Here is a 24,518-nt window from a genome sequence, read left to right as displayed (position 1 = left end):
CTCATCCTTTTCTCATTTATTTCCAATAGTAATTCTTTTTCAACGCATTAGACATAAAAAATCATCTACCACTAATTCAAAAATAATACTCTAAAAACGAAGAATCAAATTGAAAATAACATAAATAAGTTAATACTGGATTTATCTTAGTATTTGCGGACGTTCCATTTTGTACTGTCTGCCTGATAGGGTTTTAATAAAAGAAACCAATGCAACAATTTCGTCATCATCAAGATTTAAAGGTTGCAATAGCACGTCTGTTTTTGGGAACAAAGGGTCTGCTGCTTTTTCACTTTCATCAGGATCAATCATGTGCATTCCGCTGTTATAAATATTGACTATTCCAGTCATATTATCAAATAAACCATTGTGCATCCATGGGCCTGTGTGCATTACATCACGAAGAGAAGGAGTTCTGAATTTTCCAACATCATCCGCCTTTTTAGTAATATGATACAGTCCTAAATCTTCATACTCTCTTTTGTAATAAGTAAGTCCAATATTATGAAATGATTCATCTGTAAAATATTTCCCAGAATGGCAATTCATACAACGCGCCTTGGTACGAAAAAGATGCAACCCTTGTATTTCCTGATCGGATAACTTGGAGTAATCTCCTTCTATAAAAGCGTCAAATCGACTTCTTTTACTGAGTATTGTTTTTTGAAAAGTAGCCAATGATTGCAAGATTTTCTCATAAGAGATATCAGTACTACCATAAGCGTTTTGGAATAAAACGGCATAGCCTTTTACTTTATTTATCTTTTTAGCCAGATTTTTGGGATCCATATTCATTTCATGATGAGCTGTAATTGGTCCCTGTGCCTGCTCTTCTAAAGTAGTTGCTCGACCATCCCAAAAGAATGATTTTCGCGCATCGATATTATACAAAGAGGGAGTATTTCTCTTTCCTCTTAAATGATCATTACCTAATGATACTTCACGCCCATCGCCCCATGCCAATTCTGGATCATGGCAGCTACTGCAAGAAACTTGATTAGAACCAGAAAGTTTTGGATCAAAGAAAAGCATCTGCCCTAATATAACTTTAGGATCATCCAACCTTTCATAATAACTAGTATCAACAGCTAAGGGCTCAAATTCTTGCCAAACAACACCTTTGTCGATAGTGGGTTGTGGCCATTGATTTATTGGTTTACTGTAAAGTTCGCGCCAATCCGTATTTGCCATTTTTTCACTAAGCGTAGCGCTAAAACTCAATAGTGAATGTACAACTCCGATGGAGAGAATAAAAAAAAGGGTTTTAAATAAAATAGACTTCATTATAAAGCAATAGAAATTTTGTAATACATTCTAAAATGTCAAACCTAGTGACACTTGAAAATAAGTATTGTTTTTGTTTTTAGAATAATTGTAATAATCCAAATCTGTTTTGACGAAAAAATTAAGATCTTTTTCATACTTATAATCCCATCGCGTTCCCAAATTCATTTTAGTATAAGCAGATGATAAATAAGCAAAATTGTGATCTAACATTTCAAAAATATGATTCGATTTTATGCCATCGGTAAGTTTCATATTTGAATCCAATGCCCAGCTATGTTCAACCGAAGTAGAAACATTTATTAATAATTGAGATAGCAATTTTGATATAGAGAAATCCAATCGACCAATACCCTGCTGAATATCAATTACTCGTAAGGGATCAATATATTTTGTTTCCGTTTTTTTCAAATTAAAACTTGGAGCAATAGACCATGATAATTCAGGATTAGGAATACTATACAATCCAGAAAACACAACCGATGTAACCTGATTTGTATATTTAGTGTCTTCGGCTATTTTAACGTAAGATGTAGAAGTCTGATTGTCAAATATGTTCTCAGTACCTGCCCGATCAATATATGAAAATCCTACTTTTGCACCCCAAGCCTTTTCAGCAGATTTTTTTAAATAAGAAACCTCCCCTTCATATCCTTTTTCCAAAATAGAAGACGCAATAAGATCTTGAAATTCAGTCATTATTTTTTCAAAATCAAAATGATTGTATCCAACAGATACAGCAAAACCGTTTTGATCTTTTGGGAATAATTGCACGTTTGCGCCATATCCCTTTCCATCATAAAAAGAGCTCAATTTATTTCCAGTAAGCAGGTTATTGTATACGCCAAGACCAGTCATATGAAAAACTGCTGGAGCACCTAGTTCGCTAAAGAACTTTAAATTGTTTGACTGGGTGTATTTTCGGAAATTAATACCCGATCCAATAGCATAATGCCCTCCAATGTTTCGGGAGAGTCCTACGCCTAACTTAAGATCAGATACAGTGTTTTTAGGTCTAGGATCTATATCACGGTATTCTAATAAAGCACGGTAATCTGCAACAATTCCAAGGGTCATTTTTCGGAAAGCTTTTGAATACCCACCTTTAAAAGAATATTCCTCAAAAGAGAGATCACCACCAATAGAATCGGCAGTTACATACGGATATATTACTTGATAATCAGAGCTTTCGTTCCAACGTACATTTTTACGTTGACCATTCTTATAATAGGCATTTCCCCAAACTGTATTCTCAGGATCAATCTTATAAAAAGACTGTGCATTAATCAGGAATTGACTAATGCCATTCCCTAATTGTTGAATATTGGTTTGTTGCGAACTAGCATCATAACCCGCACTAAATTCGGATAAAGAATAACGGCGAGCATACTGCTGATTTGCAGGATTGGCATAAATTTTATTAGAAAAATTATTTGCAGGAGATAAATCCTCATGAATACGGAGCAGAACCGAAGTACTGTCCTGTGCATGCAGCATACCAGAACTGAAAATAATAAATATGAAAATGGAACGAAAGCTCATGATAAAATTATTAATTCATTAAGGATGGTTTAACCTCAGGGCTAAAATCTAATGTAGAGTTATTAGTATCCTTCAATGTCTTTTTACCGTTAGAACTAGTAGAAAGTACTTTACGACGAACGCTTTTTCCATAACGGCTTTGATCAGCATCAACTTTACCACAGTAAGTCCATCCCATATCTAATGAAGGAGCTGTAACTATCCATTGAAATTCAGAAGCAACACTTAAGTTAACAGCATCAATAATCCATGAATTTGGAATAGAGTAAACACTCTCACCCATTGGGTAACTCTCTCCACCAATTACCATATTATACTCATAATCGTAAGTGTAATCAGCTAAAAATGCATTCTTGTTTATTGGCAAACGAGCGATAACAAAACTCTTGAAACCTCTGTTATGAATAACCATCGTTGAGAATAAACTCTCCATATTAGGAACAGCAGGATTATCAACATCATCAGCATCTTCTGTATAAAATTCAAAATTAGCAGTTCTCAAATCAATTGAAGTAGCATTGTATTCTTTATGATTAATTGCATCCTCAGCAATAATAAAAAAGGCACCAGGAGCAATAGGATAAGTTGTTCCATTACCCGGAACAATCGCAATAGCTGAAGCAGCAAACGATTTGTCCATAATATTTGGAGTATAACTTTGTTTTTCAACAGTCATAAATTCCGATTGTGCAATCATTAATCCATCAGCATACAACACTTTATCAGTATTGTTATAGATTTTAAAGTACTTATCACCTAGGTATTGTTTCCCTTCAGCAGTTTTTGTACCAGTAAAAAATACTTCCTCGATAATAAAATCAGATTGGCTAGTTTTTAAGAATAGGTTCAAAGAAACAGCAGCAGTTTGACCAGTTATAACAACCGATTCTTTATAACCGCTTACAGAAGCATCAACAGTGCTTTCGCCAGCCGAATACTTAATCTTACCGTTAACAGAAACTTCATAAGAACCTTCGCTTAATGAAATAGAAAGTTCATTATTTGCAAACGAACTACTTTCTGTTACTTTTCCTGTATTAAGTTCTTTAAAAGATACTGAAAGATTAGAAAGCAAAACATTATTTAAATCTTCAGGATTAGTAAGCTTTAAAGTTAAAGCAGTTTGCTTACCGCTATAATTATCATCATCTTTTGAACAGGATTGTAATAGTGCCATTATGGCTATTGTTAGATAAATAGGTAGTAATTTAATTTTCATAATCGAGGTATTTATTTAATATTAAAAGTTATAAATTCAAGTTTAATTCCATTCCGAAATAAGGAGAAGTAAGTCCTCTACGTTCAATCTTTTGACCATTAATCTCATAGTTTTGATAGTAACTAAAGAGTCGGTTAACGAACATTGATATTCTAAATTTCTTATAGAAATCTTTAGAGATTTTTAAATTCATGTTCATGGACATCGGGACAGTTCTTTTTTCAAACAAAGCATCATTATATTTTATATCCAGCCATTGCAAAATAGGATCTGATTTATCTGCTTCAAGATACGGATGTTGCTTTCCTGTAGGATCAATATAAGAAATAGGAGTTCCGTTCATAGGTGTAGATTGATTACTTCTGAACCACATAAATTGAAATGAACTTGAGAACTCTAAGCCCAGTGAAGGAAGATAGGTATCAACAATTAGATTTGTATTTAATTGCTGTTTTTCAGAACCATCGTCCCATTGATAAAGCCCTAAATAAGGAAGTCGTTTTCCGTTGATAATGATATCTTTTTGTCCACTTTTATAAACAGGACTACTATTTGTATAAGTTGTCTTAAACCAAGCGCCATTTACAGTAAAACGAGTGTTTATAGCTTTAAAACGTTTAGATGAAAATTGAAATTCAACTCCGCTTTTGAGTAATTTACTTCCGTTGTTTGTAGTATTGTAGGCAGTCAATAAGGTATCCATCACAAAGGTCATTTGAGCAAGATCTGGTTGCGATGTCAAAGTCAAAGGATCAATAGAAGAACTGTCATATTTTTTATAAGAAAGTGCATGATATTGAGAATTATTTCTAAATCCAGAATCCATTCGTTCTTTAAAATAAGTAACAGAGAATCGATTGTTATCATAAGAGAAATCTGTGCGAACCTCCCATTTCTTATTGATTGCTGGCTTTAAATCATAATTAATAGCAGACGTTTTATAAGTCATTAAATTGATTCTTCTGTATTCAGGAGTATTGTGATAATAATTAAGCTGTACTAAATCATTATATACATAATCAGGATAAAGCTGCCCCAAGGTTGGGAATTTAGTATACTGACCAGTACCAACAGTAAAGTCAGTTTTTAGCGCATGTTTTCCAATTTTAAAAGATGGAAGTGCCCATTGTGCATTAATTCGAGGGTCAAAATAATATTTCCCATGAATAGCATAAGCCGATGGTATGTTTAATAATGACATCGCTCGAAGTCCTCCTGCAATGTTTAGTTTATGCAAACCTAATGGAATTGTAATTGCGTCTTCTGCAAAAAAAGCAATGTCCGTACTAGCTGGAATATCTTTGTAAGATCTTGGTCTTGTAGTCATATCAGGAGAAGGTGGATGAGTCGTATCATAAACCTGACCTTTCCCATTATTTTTTGAATACGTCCACTCAGTACCTGCTTTTAAAGCATGTGTGATTCCAAAAGAACTTACTTCAAATTCTCCCATTGCTTTAAAAAAAGCATCAAATGGTTTTCCGTCAACCAAAAGATTAGAGGTATATTGAGGAGTTAAAAAAATACCATCAGACTCCCCTTGCTCGGTATTGTTAGGTATTGCAGTAGCATTGGTAACCTGTACCCATTTGGTTTGTTCAATTTTATCATATTGCTGACTAATTGATGTAGCCACATTAATTGACTTAAAAAATGGGGAAGTTTTAAATTTTAAATCGAAAGAGTTCGCCAATGAAAGGCGATTATAAGAAGAACTAAAACGGTCTACTTTTGCAAAACCAACATCAGGATCTGCTTTTTCATTATCCATTGAACCACTATAATCTAAACTGGAATCCCATTGAAGCACGTGAGAATCATTCTCCCAAGTTTTTTGAGCACGTATAGATGCAGTGATTCTTTTGTAGTTTTCAAAGCTATTCCGGGGATCTGGTTTTGCATTCAAATAATCAAGTCCAACATTCAATACAAATTGTTTTTCTTCAGATTCAAAACCTTTCCCGATATAGTATAGCTTACTGAATTCATCAGCTTTAAAACGAGATTCTAAATCAGTCCGCCCTCTTTTCCGTTTAATTTTGATAAGTCCACTCGTTAAGTCACCATATTCTACAGAAGGAATACCTCTAATAATTTCTACTTTCTCAATTTGGTCTGTAGAAATAGAACGCATATCCACTCCCTTGGATGTAGTGTTTCTTCGTGTATTTGCATATCCTGAACCGGGTGTAACAGACATATTAGAACCAGTGGTATATTGCAAATTTGCATCGGTATTAATAGGAATACCATCAACTACAAAAGAAGTTCCAAGAGAAGAAATATCATAATTAGAATCAGCTATTCCAACTTCTCTCAGTTTAATGTGATTAGAAGCATTAAATACGGGATCTTTTGAACGTCCACCAGGTAATAATTCCAGTAAATCGGTAAAGCTAGAAGGTTGCAAATGTTGCATTGCTTTTTTATCAATGACAGAAGTACTTGTCATTCCACGAGATTCTGTAGCAGTAATAACCACTTCATTTAACTCAACACTTATCGGAACTAACTCAAAAGAGAGTTGCTTACTGGTTGTAAGTTCAAGGTTCTTTTCGATAGTAACATAACCTACATGCGATAATTTTATTTTGTAGCTACCACTTGGAATAGAATTTAAAACGATACTACCAAAATCGTTTGATTCTAATTTATATTTCTCAAATACCCCTTCTACAGCTAGCACACCTCCTTTTATTGGAAGTTTACTCTCAGAGTCTTTAACAGTAATCTGAATAGTTAATTTGTTTATACTTTGAGTAAATCCTAGATTGGAAAATAAAACGAATAATAACAAAATAATAGATTTAGTATTTTTTGTTATTACTGTAAGACTATTGTAATAAGTCATTGTAATTAATTGTAATGGCAACTGTGATATTTGTAACAGAAATTCTATTTTATGGTGCAAATATAACTTAATTTAGACTCATTAAAAATAATTTCTTTCAAAAAAATGCCACTAACAAGCAACCAAAAGAGCCAAAACGGCTCCTTAAATACTCATTTACAATAGCATAGCAACAGGAAAAAAACTTGCTATTTTAGAAAATAAAAGGTAGAATGAGCAGTCTTTTTTTTATTTCTTTGGACAAAAAGGAGCAAAATAGTACGACCCAATACCAAACAAAAAGAGTTAAGAAATTGAAAATACAATTCTTAACTCTTTTATCAATACTTGTTTATATACTAATTACCAATTAAATAAAAATTTCTCTATACCTATACTTTACTATTTAGTAGCAGTGAAATAATTCACATTACCACCTTTTGTAACTTGCAACACACTATTTTTTCCATCTTTAGAAATCTCAACAAAATAGTTGTCAGCATCATCAAACTGTCGATCAAACAAAATCATATCAGTGTCGTTGTTTACATTATCTTCATAATACAACACCTCCCCTTTGGCGTATCCTTTATATTTATCGTTGATTGCTTTCTGAGCATTTGCAGGTAGATCTGTAAATTTTTCATGCATTGTTGTTCCAACCAATTGTGATTTAAAATCATAAAAAGCAGTAGAAGAAACGCCGTTTTTCATAAAGGCAACTTCATCATAATAATTTGATCGTTTCCATTTTGCATTAGGAATATTTCCAAAATCAGTTGCAAATTGATTTTTAGTACTATTACTAACATCTTGTCCTTCTAATTTGTGAAGCTCCATTCTTAAATTCTTTTTTTCTGCTTTTGCATTGGGATCTCTTTTGCTTACAGCTTTTATTTCATTTTTTACTTGTGCTTCTTGTGCAGTTTGAGCCTGCGAAATAGATACAGTTGCCATTATAGCAGCTACCAATAAAATTACATTTTTCATAATTGTTGTTTTTATTATTAATAATTTAAAGGAATCTTACTATTTACTGCCTGCTCCTTCTCCCTTAGATGAATTTTAAGGCGCTGCATAAATAGGTCATTTTTTAACACGCTGTCTTTGCTTATTATACGACAGATTTATATGTTCTTACTCAACTTACATATTCTATAGTAAATTTATAAATCCAAGATGAAGATTAGATGAAAATGGCGCTATTCAAAAGATATTATTTTACTAAAAACCAATTAATTACACAAAAAAAACTCCATTATTTCTAATGGAGTTTTTTTGCTCAATGCAATACTAATTTCTTTAGAATTAAAAGAAACTAGTTAAGTAGAAAATTATTTTTTTGATAAAGTTGGTAATAGCTCTTCTAAGCTTTGCAATGTCATTGTAAATCCTTCTTTGAAGCCCATCTCAATCATTTTCTCTAAGCGTTCAAGCGAATCATTGTAAATAGAAATACTAACTTTTGTTATTCCATTTTGCTCACTGAAATTTAAATCCCATTCAGAACCAGGTAGCTCAGGATTTTCATCCTTGTCTGCAAAAGCATTCAATATTTTGAAATTAGTTTTCGGACTAATAGAAGTAAATTTCTGAATGGCCCAATGTTCTTGTCCTTCTGGACCTACCATGGCATAAAATCTTCGTCCTCCAACTTCAAAATTCATGAATTTAGTTTTCGATGACCAAGGCTTAGGAGCCCACCATTGATCCAAAATTTCTTGTTTAGTATATGCATCCCACACCAGCGGAAGGTTGGCTGCAAACTCTCTAGTAATCCATACCGTTTTTGTTGCTTTGTCAACGGTAAAATCAAATAGCAAATCATTTTTCATTTTTTCTATTCTTTAATTGTTGATAATACTACATCAAGTTGATTGAATCGAGTTTCCCAAATGTCTCTATATTGGCTTAACCACTTATCAATCTCTTTCATTTTTTCAATTTCAAGCGAGTAATAAATTTCTCGCCCTCTATACTCCTGCTTTACAAGTTCGCATTCTGTCAAAATACGAAGGTGTTTAGAAACAGCTTGTCTGGTACTGTCAAAATGTTCAGCAATAGCATTTGGTGTCATTGCCTGCAAAGCAACAAGAGCTATTATCGCTCTACGAGTTGGATCTGCAACAGCTTGAAAAACATCTCTTCTCATTATAAAAGTTTTAATATGAAACCAATCAGTTGCAAATATACGTGCAACTTTTCAGTTTCGCATTATTTTTTTCATTTTTTTTTTAAATAGTCTAAAAATAAGGAATAAAAAACCCGTCGTTCATAACAACCATTTTACAAACTTGTCAATACTACTTTTATTCAATCAAGAAATTCCTTGGTTTATTTTTAATTTTCCTTAGCTCATTTTTTTCATCTTGAAAAAAAAATAGTGTAATCATAGTTTTACAGTAATATTTAAAAAAGTAGAAAAGATGAACAAAGAATTAGTTTTTTTAAGAGTTTTTGCGGGAGTAGTCGCAATTGGAGTAATTTTAATTATCTCATCAGCATTTAAAGAGAATGGAAATCAAAAATTTAGTGAGATTGATGTAGAAAGAATCAATATTGTTGAAAAAGATGGTACTGTAAAAATGATTATTACTAATGTTGAACGATTCCCCAATGGAAAAGATAAAATAAACAACAAAGCAACAAATGAAAGCAGAAAAAAACGCTCAGGTATGCTTTTCTTTAATGAAGATGGAATAGAATGTGGTGGATTTATTTATGATGGGCAAAAAACGGCAAACGGACACAGTTCAGGATTATCGCTAACCTATGACCAATTTGATGGTGATCAAGTAATGCAATTATTAACACAGGATTATCAAAAAGAAGGCAAAAGAGTTGTAAGCACTAACCTAGCATTTAATGACCGACCTAGTAAAGAATCACAGCAAAAAACAGCTGAACTGTGGAAAGAACTGGAAGAGCTTCGCAAGAAAGATCCAAAAATAATGGAACAAAAGTATAAAGAATACAAAGAACAGGAATTATTAGGAGGAGTACCTCGTGTAATCCTTGGAAAAACAAGAAGCCAAAATAACGGGTTATTTCTTTTTGATGATAAAGGAATCGGAAGAGCAATGTTTTATGTTGATAAAAATAATAATGCTAAACTTGACTTTCTTGATGAGCAAGGAAATACCATTGCTTCTTTTCCCGAAAAAACAAAATAATATAGTTTATCAAAATAGTTCTATTGGTATCGCAATAGAACTATTTTTGTTTTTTATTTTTATCAAAACTTGTAATGAAAAAAATGCTCCGTCAGATATATTTAAATAGACAGTTTGCGCTGTTTATTTTTCTTTTTGCTTATGTACAATCCATCCATTTACGGATTATAATTAGAAAAGAAATAAATATATACGTCTTTACTCCTGATGCCGCCATAGCCAAACTGATTGCAGCTAGTATTTTATTTTTGGTAATCCGTTTTTTTATTAAATATTGGCAAAAATCAGACTTTATCAGTATGAAAGTAATGCTAAAGATATTTGGCTCTTCGATTATTGCTTATCTCTTTATAATACAATTCATCGGATTTGTTATTGCATTTTTATTTAATAATATCGAAAGAAATTTTAATCGAGAAACTTTTATGCTTTCTACATTTTCTTATCTGTTGGACGGATTTATTTATTGCAGTTTTTTTCTAACCTATTATTATTTTCATCAGAATAATAAAAAACAAGAGCAACTCGTTTTATCCAATCAGGCACTATCAGAAAGCAAAATTAATCAACTTAAAGTACAACTTAATCCTCACTTCTTATTCAATAATCTTAATGTTTTAGACCAACTGATTGAAGAAGATAAAAATCAAGCATCTGAATTTTTAAATGAATTTGCAGAAATCTACCGATATGTTTTGCAAGCCTCAGACAAAAAATTTATAACGATACAAGAAGAACTGTTTTTTGCTTCACAGTATTTTAAATTAATACAGCATAAATACGGCAGCGCATATCAGCTGACTATTGAAAATCAAGATTGTAATGGTTATATTGTACCTCTAACTTTGCAATTACTGATTGAAAATGCTGTTCAGCATAATTTAGGCACAATAGCAAATCCAGTTTGTATACAAATAAACACCCAAGGAAAACTATGTATATCAAACAATTATATTCCCAAACGAAATAAAAAAACAGTATCAGGACGAGCATTAAATAATTTAAAAGAGCAATATAAATTATTAACTAGTATGCCAATTAAAATAAATAAAACCGATAATACATTTTCAGTAATTATTCCTATAATCGACCTCTAATGATAAAAGTACTACTTATAGAAGATGAAATCCCAGCACGTAAAAAATTGAAAAGATTTCTGGAAGAAGTTGCTATTAAAACTGAAATAGTAAGCGAAATTGATACCGTAGAAATGGCTATTGAGTTCCTTCAAAATAACAATGTCGATTTGATATTTTCTGATATTGAATTATTAGATGGCAATGCTTTTGAGATTTACAAACAAGTTACTGTTTCCTGCCCTATTATTTTCACAACGGCTTATGACCAATTCTTTATGAATGCCTTTGAAAGCAACGGTATAGCATATTTACTAAAGCCTTTTTCAAAAGAACGTTTCCTAAAAGCTTGGGACAAGTTTCTACTCTTTAAAAATTTGGCAACTAATGAAAATAGGCAATTAATCAATCTGACAGAAATTATCGAAAAGAATTTTTCTAGTAAGTCTTATAAAAAAAGGTTTACCATACAAACAAATAAAGGAACTTACTTTTTAAACATAGAAAACATTACTCTTTTTGAGGCTTCTGAAGGGGGGGTTTATGCATTTGACACAATCGGTAAAAAATACCTACTAAACGAACCTACATTAAAAGAAATTGGAGAACAGCTCAATCCTTTAGAGTTTTTTAGAATCAACCGCAGTGAAATTATCAGCAAACAATATGTAGAAAAAATGGAACGCTACTCCAAAAATACATTAGCCATAAAAATAACAGGCAATAAAGATTATCTTAAAACTAGCCAAAGCACTACTTCAAGTTTCCGTGAATGGATAGAAAAATAAAGTTATTGCATCCAAAACAATCATAGTCTTTAGAAATAAAAAAACTCCATTAGAAATAATGGAGTTTTTTTATGAATAAGCTAAAAAATAAAATTTAGGAATTTCTTCTAGTGTGCAAATAAGATTTAATACTTTCTCAATATTTTATGATAAGTTTAGCATAGCTCAACTACCTTTATAAGAATAAAACTGTGACAAAAGCGTTCATTATCTAAAGAAAACTATATTATGGGCAGATTTGATTTTATGATGGTAGAAATAGCTATGGATTTAGGGACAGCAAATACTCTAATAATTTATAATGGCAAAATTGTAGTAGATAGCCCTTCAATTGTAGCCCGAGATATTAGAACTGGGAAAATTATTGCTGTAGGAAAAGAAGCTAGCTTAATGCAAGGTAAGACACACGAAAATATTAAAACAATCAGGCCGCTAAAAGACGGAGTGATTGCAGATTTTGATGCCTCAGAGAAAATGATTAGTTGGTTTATAAAAAATATACCTGAATTAAAGAAAAGTTTTTTCACTCCCTCCCTCCGTATGATAGTATGCATTCCTAGTGGTATCACCGAGGTAGAAATGAGAGCTGTAAAGGAGTCTTGCGAAAGAGTAAATGGAAAAGAAGTATTTTTAATTCACGAGCCTATGGCTGCTGCTATTGGAATTGGCTTAGATGTAATGTTACCAAAGGGTCATATCATAGTCGATATTGGAGGAGGAACAACAGAAATTGCAGTTATCGCTCTAGGTGGAATAATTTGCGATAAATCTATAAAAATTGCTGGGGATGTTTTTACCAATGATATATTGTATTATATGCGAACACAGCATAATTTGCATATTGGAGAAGGTACTGCAGAGAGGGTAAAAATTGAGGTTGGTGCTGCAACGGAAGAAATTGAGGATGCTCCCGACGACATGATGGTCCAAGGTAGAGATTTACTCACTGGAAAACCTAAAGAGATAGGAGTTAATTATAGAGAAATTGCAAAAGCTTTGGATAAATCAATCCAAAGAATTGAAGATGCTATTATGGTAACCCTTTCGGTGACTCCACCAGAACTGGCTGCTGACATTTATAATACAGGATTGTATCTCGCAGGAGGCGGCGCAATGTTACGTGGCCTAGACAAAAGAATATCACAGAAGACTGAATTACCAGTTTATATTGCTGAGGATCCTTTAAAGGCTGTGGTTATAGGCACAGGTATTGTCTTAAAAGATATAGCTAAATATAAAAGTGTTCTAATAAAATAAGTTGACTCTGTAATAGCTAAAAACAAGCTTTATCTTTTTTGAAAAAAGGCATAAAAAAAACTCCATTAGAAATAATGGAGTTTTTTTTATGCCAACAATACCATTTATACACTTTAAAAATAGTATTAATAGTGTCTATAAGTCAATCATACATGATCGCTTTAGAAAAAAATCTGACAAAATAAAAAGAGTCTCTATTAATTAATAACCTCACTTACACTCTATTGCTATTTTAAACCCCATTTTAATTAACATTTTTTTATAAAAAAAACAGTTAAAATTTGGGAGTTAACATTTTTAATATACTTTTGTTCTATCAAATTAGTAGAATTAAAATATATTAAAAAAAGAAAATTAAAGGCTCCCAAATACGCTTCTCCTCTTTGAAGATATAAGAACCATTTGGCAAGCTACTCCTCATCAAATTCAAATAATAGTAATCAAAAAAAATAAAAATGGAAAAACGAATGCAACGCAGATAAATAAAAAAACCATTTCTGTTGCAGCAGAAATGGTAAAGCTTAAAGAAATTGTTCATCTCTAAAAGGAAAGTGTGAATGGAGTAAATCCGTTTACAGCCCCCTTATTTATTAAACTAAAACAAAGTAATGAAAAAAATAATAAATAGATATATATGGTTATGTATTTTATTGATTTCCATAGGAATAAAAGCGCAAGAAACCAAACCACTAATTCAGTCCAAACTCAACGGAACTGTAATTGATGCAGTCACAAAAGAACCAATTATTGGTGCTTCAATAAACATTAAAGGTACTACCCATGGGGCTATAACAGATTTTGACGGAAAATTTTATTTCCAAACAGGTCAAAAATTCCCTTATACATTGATAGTAAGCTATATGGGTTACAAAAGAACTGAAACTGTAGTCAATCAAAATTCAGTTGTCATTAGTCTTACTGAAGAACAAAATGTATTGTCTGAAGTTGTAGTTACGGCACTTGGTATTACAAAAGAAAAGAAATCTTTAGGATACACCACCCAATCCCTTAAGAACAAAGATTTAGTGGAAGCAAAAGAGACAAATTTTCTGAATAGCCTTTCTGGCAAATTAGCAGGTGTACGTATCACCAATTCACAAGGTGATATGGGATCTTCGCGTATCGTCATTCGTGGTGAAACCTCAATAGCAGGAAACAATCAACCACTGTTTGTAGTTGATGGAGTTCCTGTAGATAACTCACAATTGGGAAGCTTTGGAGGAGCAACTCGTGATTTCAAAAATGCAGTTGCTGATTTAAATCCTCAAGACATTGAAACATTAACAGTACTAAAAGGGCCTAACGCTGCTGCCCTTTATGGGTCACGTGCTGCGCATGGTGTTGTCCTTATAACTACTAAATCTGGAAAAGGTCAACAAGGATTAGGAATAAGCTTCAGCTCTGGTATAACAATCTCTCAAGTTGCCACTTTACCTCGATTCCAAAATTCATTTGGACAGGGATCAAACGGAAAATTCAGCTATGTAGATGGTAAAGGAGGCGGTATTAATGATGGAGTTGATGAAAGCTGGGGACCTAAATTAGACGGACGTCTTATCCCTCAATTTAATTCAAATGGCGAAGCAGTACCTTTTGTAGCTCATCCAGATAATGTAAAAAACTTCTTCAATACAGGTCTTACCTTTGATAATAGTATTGCTGTGGCAAAATCAGACGACAAATCAGATTTCCGCTTAGGAGTAAATCATCAAAAACAATTAGGAACAGTACCAAATAGTGAAATCAACAAAACAAATTTTACTATTAACACCAATTACCAAATATCCAAAAGTATAAAAGTAGGTGTAACAGGAAACTATATTGTTACGGATGCTCCTGCTCTACCCGGAGGTCCTTCAGGTAATCGTGCTGCTGGTGTAATGCTTCAGTTTCTTTGGTTCGGACGTCAGGTAGATGTCGATCAACTTAGAAACAATAGAGAGGCTAACTGGAACAATAGCTATTATAGTAATCCATATTGGAATGCGTATTATAATACTACCAGCCAGCAACGCAACCGTATAATTGGTGATATTCATTTGGAAGCAAAGATTATCGATGGACTAAATTTTAGATTCCGTACTGGAATTGACTACTACAACGATCGTAGAAAATATGAGATTAAATATGGTACAAATGGAACTCCTTTCGGATCATACGCAGAGGATGCTTATACCGTAAACGAAAGAAATACTGAGGGTATTTTTCAATACACAAAAAAACTAAGTAGTGATTTTAGTTTGGATGCTCTTGCTGGATTCAATATTCGTAACCATAGCGATGCAAACAATTATCAAAAAGCACCACGCTTGGCCGTGCCTGATTTATATACACTAAACAATTCCCGAGATCCGTTGACGTCATCAAACTATTTATCAAAATTAAAAGTTTATAGTGCATATGCTTCAGCTCAACTTGGTTATAAAAATTTTGCCTACTTAAACGTAACAGCTCGTAACGACTGGTCATCGACATTACCAAGTAGTAACCGCTCTTATTTTTATCCTTCATTTAATGGTAGTTTAGTACTATCTGAAGCCTTAAATCTGAAAAGTAATACACTCGACTTCTTAAAGTTACGTGGTGGATGGTCAGAAGTTGGTAATGATGCAGATCCATATCAATTGTCTACAGTTTATAATTTTCAAACTGCATTTGATGGAAATCCAATTCAAACTTCTTCACAAAAAAAACTCAATGAGAACTTAAAACCAGAAACAACCCGCTCTACCGAAATTGGTATAGAATCTTCTTTCTGGAAAAACAGACTGCATCTTGATGTTGCGTATTATAACACCAATAGTTTTGATCAGATTCTGGAGATAAAAACAACTTCTGCAAGTGGTTATAATTCGCAATTAATTAATGCTGGTAAAATAAACAACCGTGGTATAGAAATTCAATTGGATGGTAGCCCTATTCAAACTCAAAATTTCAAATGGAATGTAGGTGCTAATTATTCAAAGAATATAAGCAAGGTAGAGATTCTTGATTATGACAAACAAATTAAAAACTACACAATTGGTTCATCAGGAGGTGTCGATGTATTGGCATCAGTAGGACAAGCTTATGGAGCGCTTTATGGTACTGCTTATCTACGTGACGCAAGCGGAAATATAGTAGTTGGTGCAAATGGATTACCAAAAGCAGATCCGCAGAAAAAAGTATTAGGACATTATACTCCTGACTATATAGCGGGTATTACAAACACATTAACATACAAAAATCTTGAATTATCATTCCTAATTGATGCTAGTGTAGGTGGAGAACTTTTTTCAGGAACCAACAGAACAGGAAATTATACAGGTGTATTAGCTCAAACCCTACCCGGCCGTGATGCTGCCAATGGCGGATTAAGTTACTATAATAATGGTACTACTAAAACCTTAGTTACTGGTGGAGCTGCTCCAGGTGGTGCACCAGTATATGATGACGGAATGATCTTTAATGGAGTATTTTCTGATGGAACACCTAATAATCAAGTGATAAGCGCACAGGAATATTACAAAGCATCATATAATATCAGCGAAGCGTATGTATACAGTTCGACCTTTGTAAAACTAAGAGAAATTAAATTGGCTTACAGCTTCAATAAAACATTTGCTAAGAAATTAGGATTACAAGCAGCTAGTATTACTGCTGTAGGTCGTAACCTGCTATTTATCTATAAAGATGCTCCAAATATTGATCCTGAAACGGCTTTCAATACCGGAAATGCACAAGGCTTAGAAAGTTTATCCTTGCCAACTACTAGGAATTTTAGCCTTAATCTTAATGTCAAATTTTAAAAACTCAGAATCATGCTAAAAAAAATATTATATATAACTCTACTTGCATTATCAGCCACTTCATGTGGTGATAGCTTGGATGATATTAATAAAAATCCAAATGCAACCGAAACACCATTGGCTCCTTACCTATTAACAGGAACATTAAAGCAGGGTGCCGACTTATACTGGGGATCAGACAATAACTTCAATTCATCATTGCTATTTGTTCAGCATTGGGCTAAAGTCCAATATACTGAACCAGACAGATATGATGTATCTAATACTACTTTCTCCTCTTTATGGAATACTGGATATGCAACCTTAATTACAGATTTAAATACAGTTCTGAATTTTCCTGAACAGCAGGCAAATTCAAATTACAAAGGGATTGCATTGACCTTACGTTCATGGACCTTTTTACTGTTGACAGATGCTTATGGCAACATTCCTTATAAAGAAGCAGGTCAGAAAATTACACCAGCATATAATACTCAAAAAGAAGTATATACCGGATTGCTTGAAGATTTAAAACGAGCACAATCTTTACTAAGTTCAACAAACGGAACTGTTACTGGAGATTTGGCATATAAAGGAGATATTTCAAAATGGAAAAAACTGGTGAATTCGCTTCGTTTGCGTATAGCGCTGAGAATCTCAGACAAAGAACCTGCTTTAGCCAAGCAAGCTGCAATAGATGCAACAACCGATCCTGCAGGAGTAATTAGCAGTAATAACGAAATTTTTAAATTTATTTACACTAGTTCGCCTCAACAAAATCCAGCCTCGGCTTGGTTTGAAACGCGTGATGATTTTCGTATTTCAAAGACATTAGTTGATAAATTAAATGAATTATCTGACCCCCGTTTAGCTGTTTATGCACAGTTACCATCTGATGCAAGCATAGGTAAATATGTTGGAGGTGCCAATGGATTATCAAACAGTGATGCCAATAGTCAAGGTTTTGCTAAAACATCAAAACCAGGCACTTACTTCCTAACCTCTTCATCACCAGCTGTAATTGTATCTTACTCTGAAGTATTGTTTAATCTTTCTGAAGCAGTAGCACGTGGTTATATTGATGGAGATGCTGAGCAACTGTATAAAAATGCAATTACTGCCTCATTCAACCAATTTGGTATTACCGATTCAGCAATTATTTCTAATTATCTCAATCAAACAAGTGTCAAATACGATGCTACAAATTATGCCAAATCTATAGGAACGCAAAAATGGATTGCATTCTTCGGACAAGGTCTTGATGCCTTTGCTGAGTGGAGAAGACTCGACTATCCAGTGTTAAAAGCTGGTCCAGCTACAGTTTTGGATGGAAAAATACCATATCGCTTTTTTTATCCAGGTACAGAACAATCGCTGAATGGAGTTAGCTACCAAGCGGCAGTAACTGCTCAAGGACAAGATTTGCTTACAACAAAACTATGGTTTGATGCAAAATAAAAAGGATACCAAGCGCTATTAACGATCTAAAAGACGCTTAAATAATCAGGCTAATAAATTACAAATAGGTGATTTATTAGCCTGATTTATTTTTTTATAAACTAGCCATAATCCTACCAAATCACCAGCATTTCCGAATAAAAAGCAAACTATAAGTGAATAAATACCTCTGAAATTCAATTAGAAATTCACCATAACAAGCACTTTTAGTTAGTTTTTTATACGTTTCCTCCTACGTATTAATGATAAATTTACGTCTAAAGTAGCTCCAGAATCAAGATTCCTTTGAACCTTTATTACTCTGAGCCTTTGAGCCTTTTAAAATTAATACACTTTATTTGATTCCTCTTTGTCGGAATGACAAGTTTGGGGAGAGAGCTTTGTCACTATGCTTATAAAACTTAGCATCTTAGAGCCTTAAAAGAACCTTTGCTACTCTGAACCTTTGTCACTTTTAAAAAATGCGATTCCTCCTTCGTCGGAAAGACAAGTTTGCGCCTAAAGTAGCTCCATAATCTAGATTCCTTTGCTCCTTTGTCACTCTGAACCTTTGTCCCTTTCTAAAAAAAGTATAAAACAAAAAAAAAAACCATCAAATTCATGATGAGGATTCTCTAAAGAAAGGCGACGAACCGAGGCTGAAAGCCAAACACGTCGATCCATTAAATAAAAAAAGCCCTTCACAATAGTGAAGGGCTTCTAAAGAAAGGCGACGACATACTCTCCCACATAACTGCAGTACCATCTGCGCAGGCGGGCTTAACTTCTCTGTTCGGGATGGGAAGAGGTGAGCCCCGCCGCAATAACCACCTTAAGGTCGTTAGTTGCTTTGGACAACTTTTCAATCGTTTGTTATCATCTAGGATAACAACCAATCAAACAATATCTTAACATACTGAGATAAAGAAACATAAATACTATTAGAAAGTTTCTCCCCCACACCGAAGTGTGGGGAAAAGCGTACATAAGCTTACGGATTATTAGTACTACTCGACTATGACATTACTGCCTTTACATCTATAGCCTATCAACGTGGTCATCTCCCACGATCCTTAAAAGAAATCTCATCTTGTGGTGGGTTTCGCGCTTATATGCTTTCAGCGCTTATCCCTTCCAAACGTAGCTACTCTGCGGTGCTCCTGGCGGAACAACAGATACACTAGAGGTTTGTCCAATTCGGTCCTCTCGTACTAGAATCAGATCCACTCAAATTTCTTGCGCCCACAGTAGATAGAGACCGAACTGTCTCACGACGTTCTGAACCCAGCTCGCGTGCCACTTTAATGGGCGAACAGCCCAACCCTTGGGACCTTCTCCAGCCCCAGGATGTGACGAGCCGACATCGAGGTGCCAAACCCCCCCGTCGATATGAGCTCTTGGGGGAGATCAGCCTGTTATCCCCGGCGTACCTTTTATCCTTTGAGCGATGGCCCTTCCATGCGGAACCACCGGATCACTATGCTCTACTTTCGTACCTGATCGACCTGTATGTCTCTCAGTCAAGCTCCCTTATGCCATTGCACTCTACGCACGGTTACCAAGCGTACTGAGGGAACCTTTAGAAGCCTCCGTTACTCTTTTGGAGGCGACCACCCCAGTCAAACTACCCACCAAGCAATGTCCCCCGCAACGCGGGGTTAGGCCTCAGATAAACAAAGGGTTGTATTTCAACAATGACTCCACAACGCCTAGCGACGCCACTTCACAGTCTCCAACCTATCCTACACATCATTTATCCAAGGTCAATACTAAGCTATAGTAAAGGTGCACAGGGTCTTTTCGTCCCACTGCGGGTAAGCGGCATCTTCACCGCTACTACAATTTCACCGAGCTCATGGCTGAGACAGTGTCCAGATCGTTACACCATTCGTGCAGGTCGGAACTTACCCGACAAGGAATTTCGCTACCTTAGGACCGTTATAGTTACGGCCGCCGTTTACTGGGGCTTCAATTCAATGCTTCTCCGAAGATAACATCTCCTCTTAACCTTCCAGCACCGGGCAGGTGTCAGGCCCTATACTTCATCTTACGATTTTGCAGAGCCCTGTGTTTTTGATAAACAGTCGCCTGGACCTCTTCACTGCGGCCAGCATTGCTGCTGGCGACCTTTCTCCCGAAGTTACAGGTCTATTTTGCCTAATTCCTTAGCCATGAATCTCTCGAGCACCTTAGGATTCTCTCCTCGACTACCTGTGTCGGTTTGCGGTACGGGTACTTATTACCTGAAGTTTAGAGGTTTTTCTTGGAAGCCCTTAGGCGCACTATCTCTTTGACCGAAGTCTCCGAGTACTATCGTATTTCCCCAAGCCGTGTGGATTTGCCTGCACAGCTTATAGGTAGGTACTTCAACGAACTATTCCGTCAGTTCGCGGCGCTTTCATCACTCCGTCACCCCATCACAGTAATAAGTAGTACGGGAATATTAACCCGTGGTCCATCGACTGTCCCTTTCGGGTTCGCCTTAGGTCCCGACTAACCCACAGCTGATTAGCATAGCTGTGGAAACCTTAGTCTTTCGGTGTGCGGGTTTCTCGCCCGCATTATCGTTACTTATGCCTACATTTTCTTTTCTAACCAGTCCAGCATACCTTACGATACACCTTCAACCCTGTTAGAATGCTCCCCTACCACTTTGACCTAAGTCAAAATCCATAGCTTCGGTAATATGTTTATGCCCGATTATTATCCATGCTCGTCCGCTCGACTAGTGAGCTGTTACGCACTCTTTAAATGAATGGCTGCTTCCAAGCCAACATCCTAGCTGTCTGGGCAGACAAACCTCGTTCTTTCAACTTAACATATATTTGGGGACCTTAGCTGATGGTCTGGGTTCTTTCCCTCTCGGACTTGGACCTTAGCACCCAAGCCCTCACTGCTGAGAAACATTATATAGCATTCGGAGTTTGTCAGGAATTGGTAGGCGGTGAAGCCCCCGCATCCAATCAGTAGCTCTACCTCTATATAACTTTAAATTCAGCGCTGCACCTAAATGCATTTCGGGGAGTACGAGCTATTTCCGAGTTTGATTGGCCTTTCACCCCTACCCACAGGTCATCCGAAGACTTTTCAACGTCAACCGGTTCGGTCCTCCACTGTGTGTTACCACAGCTTCAACCTGCCCATGGGTAGATCACACGGTTTCGCGTCTAACACTACTGACTAAAGCGCCCTATTCAGACTCGCTTTCGCTACGGATCCGTGGCTTAACCACTTATCCTTGCCAGCAACGTTAACTCGTAGGCTCATTATGCAAAAGGCACGCCGTCACCCCACGAAAGGGCTCCGACCGCTTGTAAGCGTATGGTTTCAGGATCTATTTCACTCCGTTATTCACGGTTCTTTTCACCTTTCCCTCACGGTACTGGTTCACTATCGGTCTCTCAGGAGTATTTAGCCTTAGCGGATGGTCCCGCCAAATTCAGACAGGGTTTCACGTGCCCCGCCCTACTCAGGATACCACTATCCTTTACACTCATTACCTATACGGGACTATCACCCTCTATGGTTCTACTTTCCAGTAGATTCTAATTCTTTGTGCAAGAAATGTCGTGGTCCTACAACCCCAACATTGCCGTAACAACATTGGTTTGGGCTAATCCGCGTTCGCTCGCCACTACTTACGGAATCACTTTTGTTTTCTTCTCCTCCGCCTACTTAGATGTTTCAGTTCAGCGGGTTTGCCCACCTATCGGTGTACTATGTCTTCAACATAGTGGGTTGCCCCATTCAGGTATTTACGGATCAATTCGTGTGTGCCGATCCCCGTAACTTTTCGCAGCTTATCACGCCTTTCATCGCCTCTGAGAGCCAAGGCATCCCCCATACGCCCTTATTTTGCTTATTGTACCAGCCTTAAAATTAATTAAGACCGTTTTCTTTATTTACAGTATTACTACCGTCAATAAAAAATGCTTTCTACTTTTTATTATTTTCTTATCTCAATATGTCAATGAACTTTTTTCCTTTCGGAATAGTGGAGAATAACGGAGTCGAACCGTTGACCTCCTGCGTGCAAGGCAGGCGCTCTAGCCAGCTGAGCTAATCCCCCAATTTCAATTTTAGAATTTTGAATTCAGATTTTAAACCCTATTTCAGATTCAATTTCTTTTGGTGAATTCCAACTTCTAGAATTTCCTTTTTTTTAAGTTTAAAATAGTAGTCCCGGGCAGACTCGAACTGCCGACCCCTACATTATCAGTGTAGTACTCTAACCAGCTGAGCTACGAGACTCTGTTTTTACTTAAATTGTATTATTTGAACTAACAGCAGAGTAATATAATCTTTAGAGATGTAACAAATAGACATTTCGTCTTCTTTCCCTAGCGTGCATAAATGCTAACACTAAGGCTCTAGAAAGGAGGTGTTCCAGCCGCACCTTCCGGTACGGCTACCTTGTTACGACTTAGCCCTAGTTACCAGTTTTACCCTAGGCAGCTCCTTGCGGTCACCGACTTCAGGCACCCCCAGCTTCCATGGCTTGACGGGCGGTGTGTACAAGGCCCGGGAACGTATTCACCGGATCATGGCTGATATCCGATTACTAGCGATTCCAGCTTCACGGAGTCGAGTTGCAGACTCCGATCCGAACTGTGACCGGTTTTATAGATTCGCTCCTGGTCGCCCAGTGGCTGCTCTCTGTACCGGCCATTGTAGCACGTGTGTAGCCCAAGGCGTAAGGGCCGTGATGATTTGACGTCATCCCCACCTTCCTCACAGTTTGCACTGGCAGTCTTGTTAGAGTTCCCGACATGACTCGCTGGCAACTAACAACAGGGGTTGCGCTCGTTATAGGACTTAACCTGACACCTCACGGCACGAGCTGACGACAACCATGCAGCACCTTGTAATTTGTCTTGCGAAAAATCTGTTTCCAAATCGGTCAAACTACATTTAAGCCTTGGTAAGGTTCCTCGCGTATCATCGAATTAAACCACATGCTCCACCGCTTGTGCGGGCCCCCGTCAATTCCTTTGAGTTTCATTCTTGCGAACGTACTCCCCAGGTGGGATACTTATCACTTTCGCTTAGCCACTGAGATTGCTCCCAACAGCTAGTATCCATCGTTTACGGCGTGGACTACCAGGGTATCTAATCCTGTTCGCTACCCACGCTTTCGTCCATCAGCGTCAATCAATTAGTAGTAACCTGCCTTCGCAATTGGTATTCCATGTAATCTCTAAGCATTTCACCGCTACACTACATATTCTAGTTACTTCCTAATAATTCAAGTTTAGCAGTATCAATGGCCGTTCCACCGTTGAGCGATGGGCTTTCACCACTGACTTACTAAACCGCCTACGGACCCTTTAAACCCAATGATTCCGGATAACGCTTGGATCCTCCGTATTACCGCGGCTGCTGGCACGGAGTTAGCCGATCCTTATTCTTACAGTACCGTCAAGCTGGTTCACGAACCAGGGTTTCTTCCTGTATAAAAGCAGTTTACAATCCATAGGACCGTCATCCTGCACGCGGCATGGCTGGATCAGGCTTGCGCCCATTGTCCAATATTCCTCACTGCTGCCTCCCGTAGGAGTCTGGTCCGTGTCTCAGTACCAGTGTGGGGGATCTCCCTCTCAGGACCCCTACCCATCGTAGCCTTGGTAAGCCGTTACCTTACCAACTAGCTAATGGGACGCATGCTCATCTTTTACCGTTGTGACTTTAATAGTGACTTCATGCGAAGTTGCTATGCTATGAGGTATTAATCCAAATTTCTCTGGGCTATCCCTCTGTAAAAGGTAGATTGCATACGCGTTACGCACCCGTGCGCCGGTCTCTGCTTCCGAAGAAGCATACCCCTCGACTTGCATGTGTTAAGCCTGCCGCTAGCGTTCATCCTGAGCCAGGATCAAACTCTTCATCGTATATTTTTTATATTATATTGCGACTAATGATTCTATCGGTTATATTCAAATCTTGCGATTCTATTACTCTTTATTCTGTGTTTCGAAATCTCTTTCGAAACGGCTGTCAATTCAATATGTCTAGGAACGTGTTCTTTTTGTTTGTGTCGCTTGTTTCTCAAAGCGGGTGCAAAAGTAGTGAACTTGTTTTTAACTGGCAAGACTTTTTTGAAGTTTTTTTTAAGAAATTTTTCTCTCAAAAATCATTCGTAAATCTT

General features: G+C 36.2%; 13 protein-coding genes, 2 tRNA genes and 3 rRNA genes. 6 read left to right on the top strand and 12 right to left on the bottom strand.

All coding sequences use genetic code 11. The features are described from left to right. Window positions 1-141: 141 nt before the first annotated feature. The 7 genes from LNQ49_RS22845 to LNQ49_RS22815 all read right to left on the bottom strand — a co-directional run bounded on the left by LNQ49_RS22845 (window position 142) and on the right by LNQ49_RS22815 (window position 9,027). The gene (locus LNQ49_RS22845; protein WP_229991242.1) at window positions 142-1,191 is read right to left on the bottom strand and encodes a cytochrome-c peroxidase; all 1,050 of its coding nucleotides are present in this window, start codon (window positions 1,189-1,191) and stop codon (window positions 142-144) included. Between the two features lie 123 nt (window positions 1,192-1,314). Continuing rightward, window positions 1,315-2,826, bottom strand: coding sequence for a DUF6850 family outer membrane beta-barrel protein (locus LNQ49_RS22840; protein WP_229991241.1), 1,512 nt, complete (start codon window positions 2,824-2,826; stop codon window positions 1,315-1,317). 10 nt (window positions 2,827-2,836) lie between these two features. After that, a complete protein-coding gene (locus tag LNQ49_RS22835; protein ID WP_229991240.1) occupies window positions 2,837-4,045 on the bottom strand; it encodes a DUF4876 domain-containing protein in 1,209 nt (402 codons plus the stop codon). A gap of 28 nt (window positions 4,046-4,073) precedes the next feature. Further along, entirely contained in the window at window positions 4,074-6,896 is a 2,823-nt protein-coding gene (locus LNQ49_RS22830; RefSeq protein WP_229991239.1) for a TonB-dependent receptor, read from the bottom strand. A gap of 381 nt (window positions 6,897-7,277) precedes the next feature. Beyond that, window positions 7,278-7,865 carry a hypothetical protein gene (locus LNQ49_RS22825; protein ID WP_229991238.1) on the bottom strand — a complete coding sequence of 196 codons (588 nt, stop codon included), beginning with the start codon at window positions 7,863-7,865 and terminating at the stop codon, window positions 7,278-7,280. Window positions 7,866-8,209: 344 nt separating this feature from the next. Beyond that, on the bottom strand, window positions 8,210-8,710 hold the full coding sequence (locus LNQ49_RS22820; RefSeq protein WP_229991237.1) for an SRPBCC family protein: 501 nt from the start codon (window positions 8,708-8,710) through the stop codon (window positions 8,210-8,212). A gap of 5 nt (window positions 8,711-8,715) precedes the next feature. After that, complete coding sequence (locus LNQ49_RS22815; RefSeq protein ID WP_229991236.1) at window positions 8,716-9,027, bottom strand: ArsR/SmtB family transcription factor; 312 nt, start codon at window positions 9,025-9,027, stop codon at window positions 8,716-8,718. 274 nt (window positions 9,028-9,301) lie between these two features. Here LNQ49_RS22815 and LNQ49_RS22810 point away from each other — a divergent pair, with 274 nt between their 5' ends. The 6 genes from LNQ49_RS22810 (at window position 9,302) to LNQ49_RS22785 (ending at window position 18,394) form a co-directional block, all read left to right on the top strand. Continuing rightward, entirely contained in the window at window positions 9,302-10,048 is a 747-nt protein-coding gene (locus LNQ49_RS22810) for a hypothetical protein (protein WP_229991235.1), read from the top strand. A 74-nt stretch (window positions 10,049-10,122) separates the two neighbouring features. Further along, window positions 10,123-11,145, top strand: a complete 1,023-nt coding sequence (locus LNQ49_RS22805) for a sensor histidine kinase (protein WP_229991234.1) — start codon at window positions 10,123-10,125, stop codon at window positions 11,143-11,145. Then, complete coding sequence (locus tag LNQ49_RS22800) at window positions 11,145-11,912, top strand: LytR/AlgR family response regulator transcription factor (protein ID WP_229991233.1); 768 nt, start codon at window positions 11,145-11,147, stop codon at window positions 11,910-11,912. The genes LNQ49_RS22805 and LNQ49_RS22800 overlap by 1 nt, the downstream gene beginning before the upstream one ends. 228 nt (window positions 11,913-12,140) lie before the next feature. After that, a complete protein-coding gene (locus tag LNQ49_RS22795) occupies window positions 12,141-13,169 on the top strand; it encodes a rod shape-determining protein (protein ID WP_229991232.1) in 1,029 nt (342 codons plus the stop codon). Between the two features lie 608 nt (window positions 13,170-13,777). Further along, on the top strand, window positions 13,778-16,957 hold the full coding sequence (locus tag LNQ49_RS22790; protein WP_229991231.1) for a SusC/RagA family TonB-linked outer membrane protein: 3,180 nt from the start codon (window positions 13,778-13,780) through the stop codon (window positions 16,955-16,957). A gap of 12 nt (window positions 16,958-16,969) precedes the next feature. Beyond that, window positions 16,970-18,394 carry a SusD/RagB family nutrient-binding outer membrane lipoprotein gene (locus LNQ49_RS22785; RefSeq protein ID WP_229991230.1) on the top strand — a complete coding sequence of 475 codons (1,425 nt, stop codon included), beginning with the start codon at window positions 16,970-16,972 and terminating at the stop codon, window positions 18,392-18,394. 704 nt (window positions 18,395-19,098) lie between these two features. On the opposite strand, the gene rrf is transcribed toward LNQ49_RS22785, so the two are convergent. The 5 genes from rrf to LNQ49_RS22760 form a co-directional block, all read right to left on the bottom strand. Next, window positions 19,099-19,208 (bottom strand): 5S ribosomal RNA (rrf, locus tag LNQ49_RS22780). Window positions 19,209-19,354: 146 nt separating this feature from the next. Continuing rightward, window positions 19,355-22,238 (bottom strand): 23S ribosomal RNA (locus tag LNQ49_RS22775). 130 nt (window positions 22,239-22,368) lie between these two features. After that, window positions 22,369-22,442 (bottom strand) — tRNA-Ala (locus tag LNQ49_RS22770). A 108-nt stretch (window positions 22,443-22,550) separates the two neighbouring features. Further along, window positions 22,551-22,624, bottom strand: a tRNA-Ile gene (locus tag LNQ49_RS22765). Window positions 22,625-22,747: 123 nt separating this feature from the next. Next, window positions 22,748-24,261, bottom strand: a 16S ribosomal RNA gene (locus tag LNQ49_RS22760). The 16S, 23S and 5S rRNA genes sit together here with 2 tRNA genes alongside, the layout of an rRNA operon. Window positions 24,262-24,518 lie beyond the last annotated feature (257 nt).

It is taken from the genome of Flavobacterium pisciphilum (assembly GCF_020905345.1).
Lineage (GTDB): Bacteria > Bacteroidota > Bacteroidia > Flavobacteriales > Flavobacteriaceae > Flavobacterium > Flavobacterium pisciphilum.
Note: the sequence above shows the minus strand (reverse complement) of the source record. Positions and strands in the feature narration are given on the sequence as shown.